The sequence below is a fragment of the Croceimicrobium hydrocarbonivorans genome, assembly GCF_014524565.1.
GTDB lineage: Bacteria > Bacteroidota > Bacteroidia > Flavobacteriales > Schleiferiaceae > Croceimicrobium > Croceimicrobium hydrocarbonivorans.
Map to the genome: position 1 here is coordinate 889,076 of NZ_CP060139.1, position 16,208 is coordinate 905,283.

General features: G+C 42.7%; 20 protein-coding genes. 10 read left to right on the forward strand and 10 right to left on the reverse strand.

Annotated features, from left to right (window positions below; genetic code table 11):
• Positions 1 to 2: 2 nt before the first annotated feature.
• Genes H4K34_RS04115 through H4K34_RS04125 form a run of 3 tightly spaced genes read left to right on the forward strand, consistent with a single transcriptional unit; the run spans position 3 to position 2,180 of the window.
• Positions 3 to 389, forward strand: a complete 387-nt coding sequence (locus tag H4K34_RS04115) for a monooxygenase family protein (protein WP_210759565.1) — start codon at positions 3 to 5, stop codon at positions 387 to 389.
• Positions 343 to 1,425, forward strand: a complete 1,083-nt coding sequence (locus H4K34_RS04120; protein WP_210759566.1) for a sensor histidine kinase — start codon at positions 343 to 345, stop codon at positions 1,423 to 1,425. Before H4K34_RS04115 ends, H4K34_RS04120 begins: the two co-directional genes overlap by 47 nt.
• Positions 1,422 to 2,180, forward strand: coding sequence for a LytR/AlgR family response regulator transcription factor (locus H4K34_RS04125; RefSeq protein ID WP_210759567.1), 759 nt, complete (start codon positions 1,422 to 1,424; stop codon positions 2,178 to 2,180). Before H4K34_RS04120 ends, H4K34_RS04125 begins: the two co-directional genes overlap by 4 nt.
• On the opposite strand, the gene H4K34_RS04130 is transcribed toward H4K34_RS04125, so the two are convergent.
• From H4K34_RS04130 to H4K34_RS04165, 8 genes are all read right to left on the reverse strand, one after another.
• A complete protein-coding gene (locus H4K34_RS04130; protein ID WP_210759568.1) occupies positions 2,170 to 2,340 on the reverse strand; it encodes a Lacal_2735 family protein in 171 nt (56 codons plus the stop codon). The genes H4K34_RS04125 and H4K34_RS04130 overlap by 11 nt on opposite strands.
• Before the next feature lie 214 nt (positions 2,341 to 2,554).
• On the reverse strand, positions 2,555 to 2,716 hold the full coding sequence (locus H4K34_RS04135) for a Lacal_2735 family protein (RefSeq protein WP_210759569.1): 162 nt from the start codon (positions 2,714 to 2,716) through the stop codon (positions 2,555 to 2,557).
• Between the two features lie 51 nt (positions 2,717 to 2,767).
• Positions 2,768 to 3,502, reverse strand: coding sequence for a LytR/AlgR family response regulator transcription factor (locus tag H4K34_RS04140; RefSeq protein WP_210759570.1), 735 nt, complete (start codon positions 3,500 to 3,502; stop codon positions 2,768 to 2,770).
• A complete protein-coding gene (locus tag H4K34_RS04145) occupies positions 3,480 to 4,532 on the reverse strand; it encodes a sensor histidine kinase (RefSeq protein WP_210759571.1) in 1,053 nt (350 codons plus the stop codon). Before H4K34_RS04145 ends, H4K34_RS04140 begins: the two co-directional genes overlap by 23 nt.
• An 18-nt stretch (positions 4,533 to 4,550) precedes the next feature.
• A complete protein-coding gene (locus H4K34_RS04150) occupies positions 4,551 to 5,240 on the reverse strand; it encodes a LiaF transmembrane domain-containing protein (RefSeq protein ID WP_210759572.1) in 690 nt (229 codons plus the stop codon).
• 262 nt (positions 5,241 to 5,502) lie between these two features.
• Entirely contained in the window at positions 5,503 to 6,465 is a 963-nt protein-coding gene (locus H4K34_RS04155; RefSeq protein WP_210759573.1) for a D-2-hydroxyacid dehydrogenase, read from the reverse strand.
• Between the two features lie 3 nt (positions 6,466 to 6,468).
• Positions 6,469 to 7,536, reverse strand: coding sequence for a 3-phosphoserine/phosphohydroxythreonine transaminase (gene serC / locus H4K34_RS04160; protein ID WP_210759574.1), 1,068 nt, complete (start codon positions 7,534 to 7,536; stop codon positions 6,469 to 6,471).
• A 129-nt stretch (positions 7,537 to 7,665) separates the two neighbouring features.
• A complete protein-coding gene (locus H4K34_RS04165) occupies positions 7,666 to 8,280 on the reverse strand; it encodes a Vat family streptogramin A O-acetyltransferase (RefSeq protein ID WP_210759575.1) in 615 nt (204 codons plus the stop codon).
• Between the two features lie 76 nt (positions 8,281 to 8,356).
• On the opposite strand from H4K34_RS04165, the gene H4K34_RS04170 reads away from it, so the two are divergent.
• Together H4K34_RS04170 and H4K34_RS04175 are read left to right on the forward strand one after the other, a co-directional pair.
• Positions 8,357 to 8,584, forward strand: coding sequence for a DUF433 domain-containing protein (locus H4K34_RS04170; RefSeq protein WP_210759576.1), 228 nt, complete (start codon positions 8,357 to 8,359; stop codon positions 8,582 to 8,584).
• On the forward strand, positions 8,585 to 8,917 hold the full coding sequence (locus H4K34_RS04175; RefSeq protein WP_210759577.1) for a DUF5615 family PIN-like protein: 333 nt from the start codon (positions 8,585 to 8,587) through the stop codon (positions 8,915 to 8,917).
• A gap of 7 nt (positions 8,918 to 8,924) precedes the next feature.
• Here H4K34_RS04175 and H4K34_RS04180 read toward each other — a convergent pair whose 3' ends face one another.
• Together H4K34_RS04180 and H4K34_RS04185 are read right to left on the reverse strand one after the other, a co-directional pair.
• The gene (locus H4K34_RS04180) at positions 8,925 to 9,803 is read right to left on the reverse strand and encodes a hypothetical protein (protein WP_210759578.1); all 879 of its coding nucleotides are present in this window, start codon (positions 9,801 to 9,803) and stop codon (positions 8,925 to 8,927) included.
• Positions 9,804 to 9,835: 32 nt separating this feature from the next.
• On the reverse strand, positions 9,836 to 10,186 hold the full coding sequence (locus H4K34_RS04185; protein ID WP_210759579.1) for a 4Fe-4S binding protein: 351 nt from the start codon (positions 10,184 to 10,186) through the stop codon (positions 9,836 to 9,838).
• A 45-nt stretch (positions 10,187 to 10,231) separates the two neighbouring features.
• Here H4K34_RS04185 and H4K34_RS04190 point away from each other — a divergent pair, with 45 nt between their 5' ends.
• The 5 genes from H4K34_RS04190 to H4K34_RS04210 are packed head-to-tail and all read left to right on the forward strand — an operon-like array spanning position 10,232 to position 16,206.
• Positions 10,232 to 11,305: an acyl-CoA reductase gene (locus H4K34_RS04190; protein WP_210759580.1), complete on the forward strand. Its 1,074-nt coding sequence runs from the start codon at positions 10,232 to 10,234 to the stop codon at positions 11,303 to 11,305.
• A gap of 38 nt (positions 11,306 to 11,343) precedes the next feature.
• Positions 11,344 to 12,192, forward strand: coding sequence for a PASTA domain-containing protein (locus H4K34_RS04195; RefSeq protein WP_210759581.1), 849 nt, complete (start codon positions 11,344 to 11,346; stop codon positions 12,190 to 12,192).
• Positions 12,170 to 14,035 carry a T9SS type A sorting domain-containing protein gene (locus H4K34_RS04200; RefSeq protein ID WP_210759582.1) on the forward strand — a complete coding sequence of 622 codons (1,866 nt, stop codon included), beginning with the start codon at positions 12,170 to 12,172 and terminating at the stop codon, positions 14,033 to 14,035. Before H4K34_RS04195 ends, H4K34_RS04200 begins: the two co-directional genes overlap by 23 nt.
• Positions 14,035 to 15,066, forward strand: coding sequence for an RluA family pseudouridine synthase (locus tag H4K34_RS04205; RefSeq protein ID WP_210759583.1), 1,032 nt, complete (start codon positions 14,035 to 14,037; stop codon positions 15,064 to 15,066). The genes H4K34_RS04200 and H4K34_RS04205 overlap by 1 nt, the downstream gene beginning before the upstream one ends.
• Before the next feature lie 30 nt (positions 15,067 to 15,096).
• Positions 15,097 to 16,206: a cytochrome-c peroxidase gene (locus H4K34_RS04210; RefSeq protein WP_210759584.1), complete on the forward strand. Its 1,110-nt coding sequence runs from the start codon at positions 15,097 to 15,099 to the stop codon at positions 16,204 to 16,206.
• The last annotated feature ends 2 nt before the right edge of the window (positions 16,207 to 16,208 follow it).

Here is a 16,208-nt window from a genome sequence, read left to right on the forward strand (position 1 = left end):
TCATGTATGTTAGCGTAACTTCATTCCTAGTAAAAAGTCCCTGGGCAAACCTGCTCTTTCAAATGCACGCCATGACATCCTTTATGCAGGCCCGCAAGTCGAAAGGCATCCTGAAAACAGAAACCTTCTCACCTTTTCGCAAGGTTTACAGTACCCTTACCCATTGGGAAAGTAAAGAAGATATGATTCGCTTTCGGAATTCGGGTGCTCATCTTAAAGCGATGAAAGCCAGTGCCAAAATGGGGCATGGAATTACCACCGGTTGGGAAACAGAAACTTATGTAAATCGTGAATATGCCCTGGAACGATTACACTCTGAAAAAGGAAGCTTAATTTCGGAAAATGTCCCTAAAAATAGATTGGTCGCTAGTCGCCCGAAAAGTATTTAACAAAGAAAACCTGATCGCCATTGTGGTGGTCGGGTTTTTCCCTCCCATCATAGGAACCATTAGGGCCTTTAGCGGATTAGATCCTATCCCGGAAGGTTATCAAATGGTGGATTTCGGGATTGGCTTTATTTATTCTTACATCGTAACAGCGACTCTCTTTTATGGATCGGCGGCAATAATCCATCTTTTAAATCAGGTTTTACCATGGAAAGGGAATGTCCAAAAGAGAATATTCCTTGAGATCATTTTTATCCTGTCTTTTAGCAGTACGGCTCAAGGTTTAATACTCTACCTTTTAGATGGCACGCCCCTGCTATTTATAAAAACTGGTTTGGAGTTTAAGGATTATGTAGAGAACATTCTCTTTAGTAATGCCATTACTATAATTGTTGTGATATTGATGGAAGGGATTTATTTCTTCCGCAATTGGCGTGAAACAGTTTTGGCTACTGAGCGCCTAATGAAAGAAAATGCGGAAAGCCAGTTAGCCAATCTTCGCGCTCAGCTCGATCCCCATTTCCTCTTTAATAGTTTAAATGTACTTACCGGATTAATTCGTCAAGACCCGAAGAAAGCGGAAACCTTTGTGGAAGATTTTGCTCGCGTTTACCGTCATATGCTGGAAGTAAACAACCGGATGGTGGTGCCCTTAGAAGAAGAATTAGACTTTGCCAGGCAATATCTAAACTTGCAGCAAATACGCTTTAAGGAAGGCTTAGTCGTAAATTGGAATTTGGATGGGATGCATGTCGACAGCTACCTGCCACCACTATCCTTACAAGAGTTAATCAGCAATGCCATCAAGCACAATGTGGTGCATGAGAGTCAACCCTTAAATCTAGACATTGAAGTTGGCCCTAAATATTTAGAGGTTCGCAATAACTACAATTTGCGCAGTGATCAAAGTGCTAGTACCGGATTGGGATTAGAAAACATCCGGGAACGCTATCGCCTATTACAGCAAAAAGAACCCGAGTTTAGTCGGAAAAACGGACAGTTTATCGCCCGCCTGGCACTACTAGAAATTGAAGAATGAAGTACCTGATTATTGAAGATGAAAGCTTGGCTGCCGAGCGCCTGCAGGAGAAAATTCAAGAATTAAAACCCGATTGGAACTGTCTGGCCATATATGGCACCCTAAAAGAATTGCAAGAAAATTTGGCTCAGGCCGAAGCAGACATCGCTTTTGTAGACATCCACTTGGGTGATGGTTCGTCCTTTAAAGCTCTAGAAAGTCTGGATATTAAAATGCCTTTGATTTTCACCACGGCCTACGATCAATATGCCATCCGAGCTTTCAAACTGAATAGTATTGATTATTTACTAAAGCCCATCCATATTGATGATTTAAAAAAGGCCATCCAAAAGTTCGAATCGCAAAGCCTGGATAATCCCCAGAACTTGGATTGGTCTCAAATCTTGAAAGAGTTAAAACCCAGCTACAAAGAGCGCTTCTTAGTAGCCCATGGTGAAAAACTGAAAACTGTAAACTGTGCTGATATTGCCTACTTTCATGCCAGTGGCAAACATTGCTTTTTAGTTGATGCTGAGGGTCATGAATACCTCGTGGATCAAAATTTAAAAGACTTACTGGAACAATTGAATCCCGAGCAGTTTTTTCAAATCAACCGTCAGTATATTATTCATTTAGAATATCTGGATGAGCTACTTAGCTATTCCAAATCCCGTTTAAAAGTAATTATGAAGCCAGCGCTTCCCGAAGAAGGAATAGTGAGCGCTGAACGCAGCGCTCGCTTTAAAGCCTGGTTACAAGGTGAAACTAAGAAATAACCAGAGATTCCAATCTACTGGCAATCGCCTCAGCTTCAGCCGATTTCATTGCGCTTTTAGCGCGATCCACGAAAAAAAGGCTGTAGGCCTCCTTCTTGAGCTTACCGTACTGACGCTGCAGTAGCTCGAGCTCTGATTTTTTGTTAAACAATCCTTCCATCCCTATATCTTTTTCTTAAATAACGGGAAAGTTTTATAAAAGTTTAATATACCGGTAATGGTTTTTTTTCACAGCCTGTTTATAAGTGTTACAAACAGCAGAAATTTGGATTCGAACTGAAGCAGAAGCCTTCACTTATCCTGATGGAAATTATTCATGACTTGAATATCCCACTTAGTCAAGATTTTAAAGACTAGAAAATTTGATAGTCTAATTACAAGGCCTCGATACGATCCGCAAGAGCTTCCGCCTCGGCCCTCAGCTTATCACTCTCCGCTCTGTTAATTGTCGATAGTCGATGGGACTCTTTCAGCATTTTACGATACTGCTCCTGAAGCTTCTCTTTTTCCGTCTTTTTCTTAAAAATCCCGAACATCTTAGAGTTTTGATGTTAAACTCTCCAAGCAGCTTTTGGTTCAAGAAAGAATCAGCTTAAGCCTAAGATGTCCTTCAATTCCGAAAAACCATTGCGACTTACCGGTATGCGAGACCCATCCTTCAACAAGGCCAGATGATCATTCTTGCCATAGGGATCCAAGCGATCGATTTTCTCCACATTTACCATATGAGAGCGATGCACCCGCATAAATAAAGGCTGGGGCAAAAGCTTCTCGTAATGGCTCAGGGTTTTCTTTTTAGCATAGGTCCCTTTTTCAGAAATGATCTGAACATAATCACCATCGGCCTCGATGCGAATTAAATCAGGATAAGGGATAATCCGAATACGAGCACCATCCTTCACCACCAAGCGATCTCGTGGACCATGATCGCGGTCCTTTTGCAAAGCAGCGATGGCTTCTTGCATATGCTTTGGCTGCGCTAGAAACTTCGCAATGGCTTGTGCAAAGCGCTCTTCCGAAAAAGGCTTTAGGAGATAGTCCACCGCATTGGCCTCAAAGGCTTTAATGGCATATTGATCAAAGGCGGTAGTGAAGATAATCGCGGGAGGATCTTCCAGCAATTCTAATAATTCGAAGCCCGTTAGTTTCGGCATTTGAATATCCAAAAAGATCAAATCCGGTTTTTCCTGTTGAATATGCTTCATGGCAGCAAATCCATCCAGGCAGCGCTCTTGCACCACAAAATCCGGAAAGGCTTCTAAATATTCCTGGACCAAATCTGCCGCCAGGGGCTCATCGTCAACTATCAGTACTTTGTACATGGCTTTGAGGTATGCTAAGACGGGCAATGTAAAGGCCATTCTCCCGCTGGGTTTCCAATAAATCGGTTCTTCCGTAAATAAGGTATAATCTGCGCTGTATTGAAGCTAAGCCAAAGCCTGTTCCGCCCAGAGCCGAGCTTCCCTCCTCAAAAGGATTACGCACTTCGATGTGGAGGTTTTTACCTTTTAGCTCACAAGAAAGACTAATCACTAAATCATCGGTAGTGCCATACAATCCATATTTGATGGCATTTTCAATTAAAGGCTGAATTAATAAGGATGGTAAATTGGCTTCCAAACATTCTTCCTGAATACTTCGCTCAACTTTTAATCGATGTCCAAATCGTACCTGTTCCAGATCGAGGTATAAGCTGAGGTGACTAATCTCCTCTTCCAAACTCATTAAATCGGTATCCTCCCTTTTTAAGGTCCCTCTTAAAAACTCGCTCAGCTTTTGCGTCATATGTCGAGCATCCTTGGGTCGCGAGCCAATTAAGGAGTTAATTGAGTTTAAGGCATTAAATAAGAAGTGAGGCTGTATTTGTTGGCGAAGTTTAAAGAGCTCCGCTTCCTTAGACATTCGTTCAATTTCTTGCTTACGCATCTCTTGCGCATTGCGCTCATCCAAGCGATACCAAAGGAATGAAAAGCCTATGGCCGCCGCCAATAAAAGGTAGGCTACCGTTATCCGGAAAGGGAAAGTTTCGAGCATCCAATCCTGATAATCCAAACCTACCAGATGCATAAAAAGCCAATCGCCCAATTCTACCCAAAAAGCTACCAAAACAAGGGGCAGGAAAAAGATGATTAGAAACTGATAATTCGGAGGTTGGTAGAAGCTGAAAGTATTAATCAGGCTAAAGCCAATAAGGCCCAATAAAGCCCAGTGAATAAAGGCATCCATTAGAGCGATCTCCAAGGCGAGATCTTTAGCCCATACCATAAAAGAAACCTGTACCCCCATCAAGAGCAACAAGACTCCGAGAAAGTACAGGTAATTATGCGATTTGAGCAGTGGGTTCCGCGCCATTGCTACAAGATACGGATCTTAGTAATTTACGATCTCCAGACCACCAAAGACTACGGTACCAGTAAGGTAGAGCACCTTATTATCGGGCATTACCTCGATAGCTGAATGGCGCTTGTCATCTACTCCACCAAAAATACTGGTTACCTCCGGGCGCACTTCCCAGTTCTTAGGAACGAAAAGCTTGGCGCCACCAAAGAGCACGGTCATTTCTAAATTAGCCGTTCCTTCAAAATCGGCATTCATCAAATTGAGTTCCGTACCCCCAAATATGGTTACCACTTCACCCCCGGCAAAAGACTTGCTATTAACACTGCGTTTTACCCCATTAAATATGGCTACCGAATCGAGCTTATCCGCTTCATTGCCACTAAAGTTATCCACCTTAGCAGCGCGGAATCGCGATTGAAAGATGATGATCAAGCCAATGCTAATCACCAAGAGGGGCCAGAAATAATACCAGATATTAAAATCGAAGTAGAAGATATCATCCAATAATAGCAGGCCTCCCAGGCCAATCAAAATGTAGGAGGAGGGATTGCGGAATTTATTGTCGATACCCACAGCCACACCAATACCGATCAATAGCATTTCAAAGCTCCAGATCCATTCCGGAATATAGATGTTCATTTTCCGGAGGAACATGATTACGCCAATCACCAGAATGGCGACTCCGACGTAAATAGATTTGTTTCGATTGTGTCGTGACATGATAGCTTCTTTAAATTGTTGTTTTCGTTCTTATGTTTTAGTGGTACTAAAGTAGAATGAAAGTCGCATCCGCCGAAAGGCCTAAAGCCCTGAAGTAGGTAGAAAGGCGGTGAATGGGGGAAATGGGTAGATGAAGTTTGACTTGAATTGCAAATTCAAGCCAGTTTATTAATTACTGGATCGAATTTGCAATTCGATCCAAAACTTTAATTCATAAAAAAAGGCCACCCGAAGGCAGCCTTTTCTGTAGTTATAATTCTGCTTACCAGGCTTTGGCAGCCTCGATAATATGTTCAGCCATTTCGGTCCCGATACGGTCCTGCGCCTCTAAGGTGGCAGCACCAATATGGGGAGTTAAAGAAGTATAAGGGCTCATTAAAACAGCCATGGCGGGAGTAGGTTCGTTTACAAACACATCCAAACCAGCATATTTCAATTTGCCGCTTTCCAAAGCTTCCAATAAGGCTTCCTCATCAACCACACCACCACGGGCGGTATTGATGATTCCGGCATTATCCTTCATCTTTTCGATTTCAGCCTTACCGATTACCGCCTTACCGGCACCAGCAATATGCAAGGTGATAAAGTCGGAGCTCGCTAATACCACATCCATGCTCTCAGGCTTAATGGTGAAGTTCAAAGACTGTCCATCAAAGAATTCCAATTTAATATCGGCCGACTCCACAAAAGGGTCTACCGCTTTAACTTCCATTCCATATCCCAAGGCGATTTTGGCTACCTCTTGACCAATACGGCCAAATCCGATAATCCCTAAGGTCTTACCTTGTAATTCAGTGCCGGCACCGTAATTTTTCTTCAAAACCTTGAAGTTGGTCTCACCTTCCAATGGCATTTTCTGGTTAGCATCGAATACGAAACGTACCATTCCGCTCAAGTGAGCAAATACCAATTCGGCTACTGAACGAGTACTGGCAGCAGGAGTATTTTGTACGATCATGCCTTGTTCACGTGCATAATCCACATCAATATTATCCATACCTACACCACCACGACCAATAAACTTCAAATTGCCTTTGGTAGCATCAATAAGGTCTTTACGCACTTTAGTGGCCGAACGCACTAAAAGTACATTCACGCCATTTTCGTTGATATGCTCTGCCAAGCGCTCTTGAGCAACTTTAGTAGTATCTACATCGAAACCGGCGGCTTTCAAGGCTTCTTCTCCGCTCTTAGAAATTCCGTCGTTCGCTAAAATCTTAACCATCTTTTATTTCTTTTCGAATTCTTGCATTACGTCAACCAGAGCTTGCACACTCTCTAAAGGAAGAGCATTGTACATAGAGGCACGGTATCCACCTACAGAACGGTGACCATTAATTCCGCTAATTCCGGCGGCCTTCCACATCTCATCAAATAAAGCAGTGTCTACTCCCTCATGAGCCAAGAAGCAGGCATTCATATTAGAACGATCCTCTTTTTCGGCAGTTCCATAGAATTTAGAGTTACGGTCAATCTCATTGTAAAGCAAATCAGCTTTAGCTTGATTGATTTTTTCCATTTCTGCTACACCGCCAATACCCTTTAACCAACGCAAGGTTAGCATAGACACATACACGGAAAATACCGGTGGCGTATTAAACATCGATTCTTTGTCGATATGAATTTGATAATCCAAGTATGCAGGAATATCGCGACCGGTTTTACCTAAGATTTCGTCTTTTACGATTACTACAGTAGCTCCGGCAGGTCCCATATTCTTTTGGGCTCCGGCGTAAATCATATCAAAATCAGCCACATTAATTTGACGACTGAAAATATCGGATGACATATCACATACATTCAATCCTTCTGCTTTCGGGAAATCCTTTATCTGGGTTCCGAAAATGGTATTATTAGAAGTAGTGTGGAAATAGTCAACATCACTAGGAATTTCAAAACCCTTAGGGATGTAGTTGAAATTCTTGTCTTTGGAAGAAGCAACCTCAATGGCATTTCCCAAGCGCTTAGCCTCTTTTAGGGCTTTAGAGCTCCAGGTTCCGGTGTTTAGATACGCGGCTTTTCCACCTTCAGCCTTCATCAGGTTAAAAGGGGTCATTACAAATTGTAAAGAGGCTCCACCTTGCACGAAGATTACCGAATAACCTTCGGGAACTCCGAGCAATTCTTTAACCAAAGCTACGGCCTCATCCATCACGGCCACCACGTTTTTGCTACGGTGACTGATTTCGATCAGAGAGAGGTCGAGATTGTCAAAATTGAGAACTGAATTAGCGGCTTCTTGTAATACTTCAGAAGGAAGAATACAGGGCCCGGCAGAAAAATTGTGCTTCTTCATTGAGAGCGATTTGATTCGTTATCGCCGCAAAAGTAGCACTATTAGCCTAAGCCCTTTTTAAGTACCGGTTAATTTTATGGAGATCGATAAAATGTCTTCTTACCCTCCCATTTTTATTGGCTTCTATGCTTACACGCCTTTCGGCGGATGGGTGAGCATTTCCAGATTTTCAGTGATCTTTTCCAAGGGCCAATCCCACCACCGTAAGTTCAGTAAATACTCAATTTGCGAAGCTTCAAAACGCTTGCGAATTTCTTTAGCCGGGTTTCCGCCTACTATGCTGTAGGGCGCCACATCTTTGGTCACCACCGATTTGGATCCGATTATCGCTCCATCGCCAATCTTCACCCCAGGCATTATGGTAACATCATAGCCGATCCACACATCATTCCCAATAAGGGTATCGCCTTTATAAGGATAAGTCTTGCCTTCCATGGCACCGGCCCAATCGCCTCCCATAATGGCAAAAGGATAGGTCGATACAGAATCCTGCAAATGATTAGCTCCATTCATTATGAAGGTCACCCCGGAGGCAATTTGGCAGAATTTCCCAATGATGAGTTTATCACCAATGAAATCGAAGTGGTACTTCACATTCTTCTCAAAATTGCGCACATCTTCAAAGTCATCGTAATAGGTGAAATCCCCTACAATGATGTTCGGATTGGTGATCACATTGTTTAAGAAACAAAGGCGATCATAATGAGCTAAAGGAAATTTTTGGCGGGGATCTGGAGCAGACATTCGTTTGGTTTTAGTGCCTCAAAACTAGAATTTCCTCTGTTCATTTTTGTACTTTACAGAGATCAATTCCAATCCCATGAAGTCATCCTTTAAAGATTATATAACCATAGACCCCAATAAACGATTTGGGAAAGCAATTATAAAAGGGACTCGTATAAGCGTTGGAGATGTTCTTCAGTGGTTAAGCATGGGAATGACTACCGATGAAATTCAAGCTGACTTTCCTGAACTAAATCTTGAAATGATTCAGGCCTGCTTGAGTTTTGCTGCCAGCAGAGAAGGGCAAATTGGTCTGGCACACTAAATGTTACTTTTCGATCAAAATATTTCTCGAAAGATTTTAAAGCTTCTGGAGGAAAGTTTCCCGAACTCTGCGCATGTTACCGAATTAGGATTAGCTAATGCTACAGATCGCGAAATTTGGGAATTCGCAAAATATCATCAATTCACCATTGTGAGCTTTGATGTAGATTTTTACAATTACTCTATAATTTGGGGACCTCCTCCAAAAATAATTTGGATTAGAACATTCAATCAGAGAACAGCATTTTTAGCCGAGCTACTTCAATATTACAGCAGTCAAATTTTCGACTTCATCAATAGCGAAGAATTGGAATGCCTGGAAATCAAAGGTTGATTATTAGCTACTGTTCCCGCTTCGGTAAATCCGTCGGTTGACTGGGTGGCTTTATCTCAATCACCTGACCGGTATTGAAACTCACCCCACTTTTAAGATGCCACCAACCATCTTCCCAATACAGGGCATCGTAGCTAAAATCCGGTCCATACATCTGATAGAGTCCCTTCATCTTAGGTTCGGGCGGCCCCAGATGATCCATAATGATCATCTCTGCATTTTCATTCCAGCGTACCGTGGCGGAGTATTTAGCATTATAAGTTAAAACCAAACGCAGCGGTGGTTTTCGTAAGGTCTTATCCATCCACTCATCCACTTTAAAATTCCGAGACCCAAAACTTACTTTCCCTCTTTTGCCTACTTCAATAATCTCAATCACCTTGCGATTCAATTCCTTCCCCATGGCCAAACCTAAAAGTAGGTACTTTTCTTTCTCCCCTTTCATAGGTCGAATGGCATAATAAATGGCACCTGGCCACTCTTCGGGTTTACATCGATCGAATTGTAATTCGGGAATTTGCTCTAATTGATCTTCCAGCACTGTAACCTTGGTTTCACCTTTAAATTCGCCGGCTACCAAGCCAAAACGCTGATATACGCCATCGGCATCCGGGCGTTGCCAGGTGTAAATAGCAAAGCGCTTATCCGGACTTTCCAAGCGCAGCATATTAGTAATCTGTGGTAAGGCCGTCAAGTAATTCCCTTCCACAGATAAGAAGGCTTGTAGTCCTTTTAAAAATCTTTGATTGGCACTATCGCGTTCCGCAAACATGGGCGATTCCAAGGTAATTCGCCCCAGCTTAGCCAGATCATCCAAACTAAGGCTATCCTGTGCCTGCAGCTGACCTAAGAATAAAAAAAGCCCTAAGAGAATGCTTCTTCCCATGGGGCTTAAACGATCTTTTGTGCCGACTAATTTCAATCGAGGTGTAGAAAATCTTTCTTCGACAATAATTCTTCTTGCGACTCTACATGGTCTTCATCAGGCACACAGCAATCTACCGGACATACTTCAGCACATTGAGGTTCTTCATGGAAACCCACACACTCAGTACACTTGTCGGTTACAATATAAAATACGTCATAATCCACCGGTTCCTGAGCTTCATCGGCATCATATTCGCCACCACTTTTCGGCTTCACCATACCGCTCAATCCCGTACCATCAGAGAAACGCCATTCTTGTGCGCCCTCATAAATAGCATTGTTCGGACACTCCGGCTCGCAGGCTCCGCAATTAATACATTCGTCCGTTATCTTGATAGCCATATTCTGTTCTTACTTTTGCCACAAATTTAATTACTAAATAGCGAAATGCTGTCATTAGAGCAAAGGATCGACGCCTTCGATAGACTTGGGCGATTTATGTCACAATACCGTGAAGAGCGTCAAGATGAAGATCTGCAAAAACTAAATAAACACTTCCTCAAAGAATATCAGGTTTGCATTAAGGATGCAGAACTCTTTAATCACTGGTTTAGTGAGGATAACCTCCATTTCGCCCTACAATCTTGGTCGGAGGCTTTAAGCCGCGAACAACTGGAAGCTTGGACCATTGACTACGAAGCCGACTTCTTTGAACATGATCGTGGAACCAAAACCGTAGCCTTAATTATGGCGGGAAATATTCCTCTCGTAGGTTTCCATGATTTGCTTTCAGTTTTAATCGCCGGCCACAAAGCCTTAATTAAGCCCAGCTCCGACGACGCAAAATTGATTCCTTTTTTCTGCCAAATTCTGGTTGCCATAAATGCAGAGTTCGCTGCCTATTTGCAATTTGCTGATGGTCAGATGAAAGATTTTGACGCGGTAATCGCCACTGGCAGTAATAATTCATCTCGTTATTTCGAATCTTATTTTGGGAAATACCCCAATATAATTCGGAAAAACCGCTCCTCTCTCGCCATTCTGAGTGGAGAAGAAACTAAAGAGCAACTCGAGCTTTTAGGGGAAGATATCTTCCGCTACTTTGGTTTGGGCTGTCGCAATGTTTCTAAGGTTTACGTACCTCAAGATTTTGAATTGCAAAAATTATTCGAAGCCTTCTACAAGTTCCAGGCGGTATGCGACAATAATAAATACGCCAATAATTACGATTACAATCGGGCGATCTATTTAATGGAGCATCATGACTTTCTAGAAAATGGATTCTTCATTATTAAGGAAAATGAAAGCCTTCATGCTCCGGTTTCCGTTCTGCACTATGAGCGCTATGACAAGGTGGAGGATTTGAAAACTAAGATCGAGGCCGATGCGGAAAATATTCAATGCATAGTTACCGAGTTGGAAGCCTTCCCAAATTCAGTGTCTTTCGGCGAAAGCCAGAAACCCAAATTATGGGATTATGCTGATAATGTCGACAGCTTGGCCTTCCTTCGGAGCCTTTAGAAAAAAATTACCTTTGTGACCCTCACATCAATCCACGTATGAAGCTCCTGCGTTTCTTAGTAAGCAAGACTTTTTTTGTAAACCTCATCATAATGGCCCTGGTATCTGCCGGCCTGATTTGGTTACTCAATTACAGCCTCGATCGTTATACCGAACACGGAATTAGTGTACAGGTGCCCGATTTAAGTGGCATGGCCTTAACCGAGGTGGAGACTACCCTTAGCGAAAAGAAACTCAGTTTTGCAATTATCGATTCTGCGGAATACGATCCCAGTTTTCCTCGTGGCTCTGTGATTAGTCAGTATCCCGATGCAGGAAATCAGGTTAAAACCGGAAGGGAATTAAAATTGACCATCAATCCTTTTTTCCCACGTAAAGTGGAACTACCGGATTTGATTGAAAAGACCAAACGTCGCGCTATTTACGACCTAGAGTCCAAAGGCTTTAAAGTAGGTGAATTGAAGTATCGCCCTTATATCGGAAAAGATGTAGTGATTGATGTATTAATTGATGAACGCAGTTTAATGCCTGGCACCAAATTGAAAAAAGGCACTACAGTAGACTTGGTTTTAGGGATGGGCCTTAGTGATGATTTAGTACGCTCTCCTTACCTACGTTGGAAAAGCCTGGCTGAAGCCGAGGATTATTTACAATTGCGTTCCTTCAATTTAGGTTCGGTGATTTATGATGAAGAAATCACGGATTCGGCTACCGCATTAGTGTATCGCCAAAATCCAGCTCCAAGTAAAGAACCAAGCATTCGTATGGGACGTGAAATTGACATCTGGCTTACAAACGACTACACTAAAATTGTGAACGACTCGTTAGAGTTTCAAAACCTTCACCTCCAGGATTCTCTTAGGAATGACACAACGCCAACACCTTAAATTACTCCCTCTTTTTGCCTTAAGTATTCTCTGCTTTGCCCTACAGGCCCAGCGTCAGGAATACCTTAGCGGAATTAGTGCGCTTCCCCTCAATCCGGAAACGCAAGCCCAGCCCTTAGCCAAAAGCAATGCGGTTCTAAGTTTACCCTTTGTAGATGACTTTTCTTATAACTCGAATATTCCGGATCCTTCAAAATGGGAAGTTTCGGACATTTGGGTAAATCAAACCTGGGCCATTAGCCCTATTAGTTTGGGAGTAGCCAGTTTCGATGGATTAAACCGATATGGACGACCTTATAGTGCTGTCCCCAAGGATTCAATTTGCGATATTTTAATTTCACAATCCATTAATTTAAATTCCCCTACAGATTCGGTTTATCTAAGCTTTTACTATCAAGCTGGTGGATGGGGTGAACAACCTGCCGTAGGAACAGATTCTTTAATTTTACAATTCTGGAATGATCAAAATTCAAATTGGGAATCGGTATGGAGCAATGAAACATATCCAACTACATATTTTAAAAATGCAATGGTTTATGTGCCTAATCGTTATCATCAAGCTAATTTTAAATTTCGATTTTATAATTACGGGGCTTACTATGGAGCTTTAGACACTTGGCATATAGACTATGTTTATTTAAATGATAGAAGATCTTTTAAGGACTCCATTCCCAACGACATTGCGTTTACCCGGCCTCACCCTTCCCTGCTGATAAATTATGAATCCGTGCCATGGTGGCATATCAACCAAGCTTTTAACATTCAAAGCATCTTTAAAAAAGAAGTGGATTTATACTATCGCCGAAATCGTCAAAGCAGCGCCTCTAAGCCTAATTTAAACTTAGGCTTTTACGAAGTTAGTCTCAATGGAAATTTGCTGCAAAAACAAGTTAACACATCCGCAACTCTTGAACAAGGGCATCTTCCAAACGAAGAAACTCAATATACCATTCCGCAAGTAGGCGAACCTCGTTTGAACTTTGTTAATCCTCCATATTCAGATGAATTTGAGTTTAGAAGTTATCATACATTCAATGGGGTGAATTTTGACATTCCCGAAAACGATACTATTCGACGTATACAAGTCTTTAAAAATTACTATGCCTATGATGATGGTAGCGCTGAAAGAGCCTATGAGATTCGCAACAACCGCGGTGGCTTTATCGTACAGCGCTATGATGTTTTGGTGAATGATACTTTGAAAGGATTACAAATCTATTTCCAACCTGCGCTTTATGATCTAGACAATCAGGAGTTTAGCATCCTTTTATTAAGCAACACCTCCGGCTTGCCATCCAGTATTATCTACGAGACCGATAGTATTTACACGGCACAATATACCGATGCCAATTTTTACCAGAGCTATATGCTCGATACCGCTATTGCCGGTCCGGTAACCACAGGAACCGTATTTATTGGCATCCGCCAGAAAAACAGCGATCCCTTGAGCTTGGGATACGATCAAAATAGTCGCAATCGCACCACCGCTTTTTACGGGGAGCTTAATGATATGTATCAAAGCTTTTTAGGTGGCACTATTATGATGCGCCCGATCTTTAGATATGCGCCTCGAGATCTTTCCCAAAAAGAAGAATTCTTGACTGATAGCTTTCAGGTCTATCCCAATCCAAGTGATGGCGATTTCCAATTTGAATTACCTGCAGATCTTCATGATTTAGAGGGATATCAATTAAGTCTTTACAATTTACAAGGCCAATTATTGGCTCAAAAAGCGGTAGCTCCTAATTGGGATTTATCGCATCTGCCCAGCGGCCTCTACCTGATTCGCCTCGCCGATAGCCAGGGAAAATCGAACTGGCAGCAAAAAATTCAGATTTACTAATGCGCGAAGAAGATCAGGCTCCCGAAGAGGAGAATGAAGAGCTCTATGAGCATCATCGCATCGTAGCCGATGCAGGACAGAAACCTTTAAGAGTTGACAAGTTTTTAGGCAATTTATTAGCCAATACCTCTCGAAACAAAATTCAACAAGCGGCCGCCGCAGGAAATATTCGGGTAAACGATTTAAAGGTTAAGAGTAACTATAAGGTTAAGCCCGAAGACGTGGTTCAGGTGGTATTAAGTTACCCGCCCCGCGAAGTAGAATTGGTACCTCAAGATATTCCCATTCCTATTGTTTATCAGGATAAGGATGTAATTGTGGTGCATAAACCTCCGGGCATGGTGGTTCACCCTGGTTATGGCAATTTCGATGGCACCTTGGTTAATGCTCTCTTGTTTCAATTCCAGAACCTACCCGGTTTAAATCAAGAACGACCCGGTTTGGTGCATCGCCTCGATCGCGACACCAGCGGTACCATGGTAATCGCAGCCAATGAACATGCCATGGCGCATTTGGCCAATCAATTTTTTGAAAGAACCACCGAAAGAACTTACTGGGCTGTAGTCTGGGGCAATGTTGAGGAAGACTCTGGCACCATTATCGGCAATATCGGCCGCAGCCCTAAGAATCGTAAGATTTATCAGGTCTATCCGGAAGGAGATCAAGGAAAGCATGCGGTTACTCATTATCGGGTACTGGAACGCTTAGGATATGTTACCTTAGTAGAGTGCAAATTGGAGACGGGTAGAACCCATCAAATCCGAGTGCACATGAAGCATATCGGTCATACTCTGTTTAATGACAAAGAATACGGCGGCGACAAAATTCTAAAAGGCACAACCTTTACGAAATACAAACAGTTTGTAGAAAACTGCTTTACTATTTGCCCCCGTCAGGCATTGCATGCCAAAACCCTCGGCTTTGAACATCCCAAGAGCGGAGAGCGTTTATCTTTTGATTCGGAGTTACCGGATGACATGAAAGCATTGGTCGAGAAATGGCGTAATTACAGTCACTTTAAAGGCCAGTAATTAATCTTAACTTCGTTGAAAATGAAGAGGATGAACCGCAAGTGGATTACATTAACTTTAATCACAGGAGCTATCCTGATGGTTTCCCAATGTAAAGACGATCCAGATACGAGTGGACCCATAAGTTATGGCACACCCTATACCTTAGAGGTGCCCTCTGGATTTCCTCAAGCGAATACTCCGGCCGATAATCCTATGACCGAAGAAGGCATTCGTTTAGGTCGATTCCTCTTTTACGAAAAAGCTCTTTCCGACGATCAAAGTATTTCCTGTGCCTCATGCCATATGCAAGAACGGGCTTTCACCGATGCTACCCCAACTTCAGTGGGTACCCGCGGTATTTTTGGTCGCCGTAAAGCCATGCCGCTCTTCAACTTAGCCTTCCATGACAATTTCTTCTGGGATGGCCGGGTACAAACCTTAGAGCAACAATCCTTACACCCCATTCGCGACACGGTTGAGATGGACAATGATCTCGCCACTGTTATTCAGCGCTTAAGTGCTAATCCGATCTACCCACCGATGTTTAAGGCGGCCTATGGCAGTGAGAAAATCACCGAAGATCGCATCGCAAAATCCATAGCCCAATTTGAGCGTACCCTGATTTCAGCCAATTCAAAATTTGATCGGGTAATTCGATTGAAAACAGGAGAGCAATTTACCGAACTCGAGCAAAGAGGTTATGAACTCTTCACTTCCGATTTTGATCCCAATGGGGGTTTTGGTGGTGACTGCTTTCACTGTCATGGCGAGCGAGAAACCCGCTATCTATTTGGTGCCTTTGGCAGGGATCTGCAATTTGTGAATAATGGTTTAAAAGCGGTTTACACGGATGAAGGTCGGGCCGAAGTAACCAATGATCCTGCCGATGTAGGTAAATTTAAAGTACCGAGTGTTCGTAATGTGGAATTCTCCTTCCCCTATATGCATGATGGCAGCATTCCTAATTTGGATAGCCTGATTGGCTTCTACAACTTCGGCGGACACAAGCATGTGAACGTCGATCCGAATATGAAAGCAGCTGGTATCGGCAGAAACTGGAGCCTAGGACAAAAGCAAGCCCTGGCAGCCTTCCTGCGTACTCTTACTGATTATGAGTTCCTTGAGGATACTACTTTTAGCAATCCCCATATTCAGTAAAG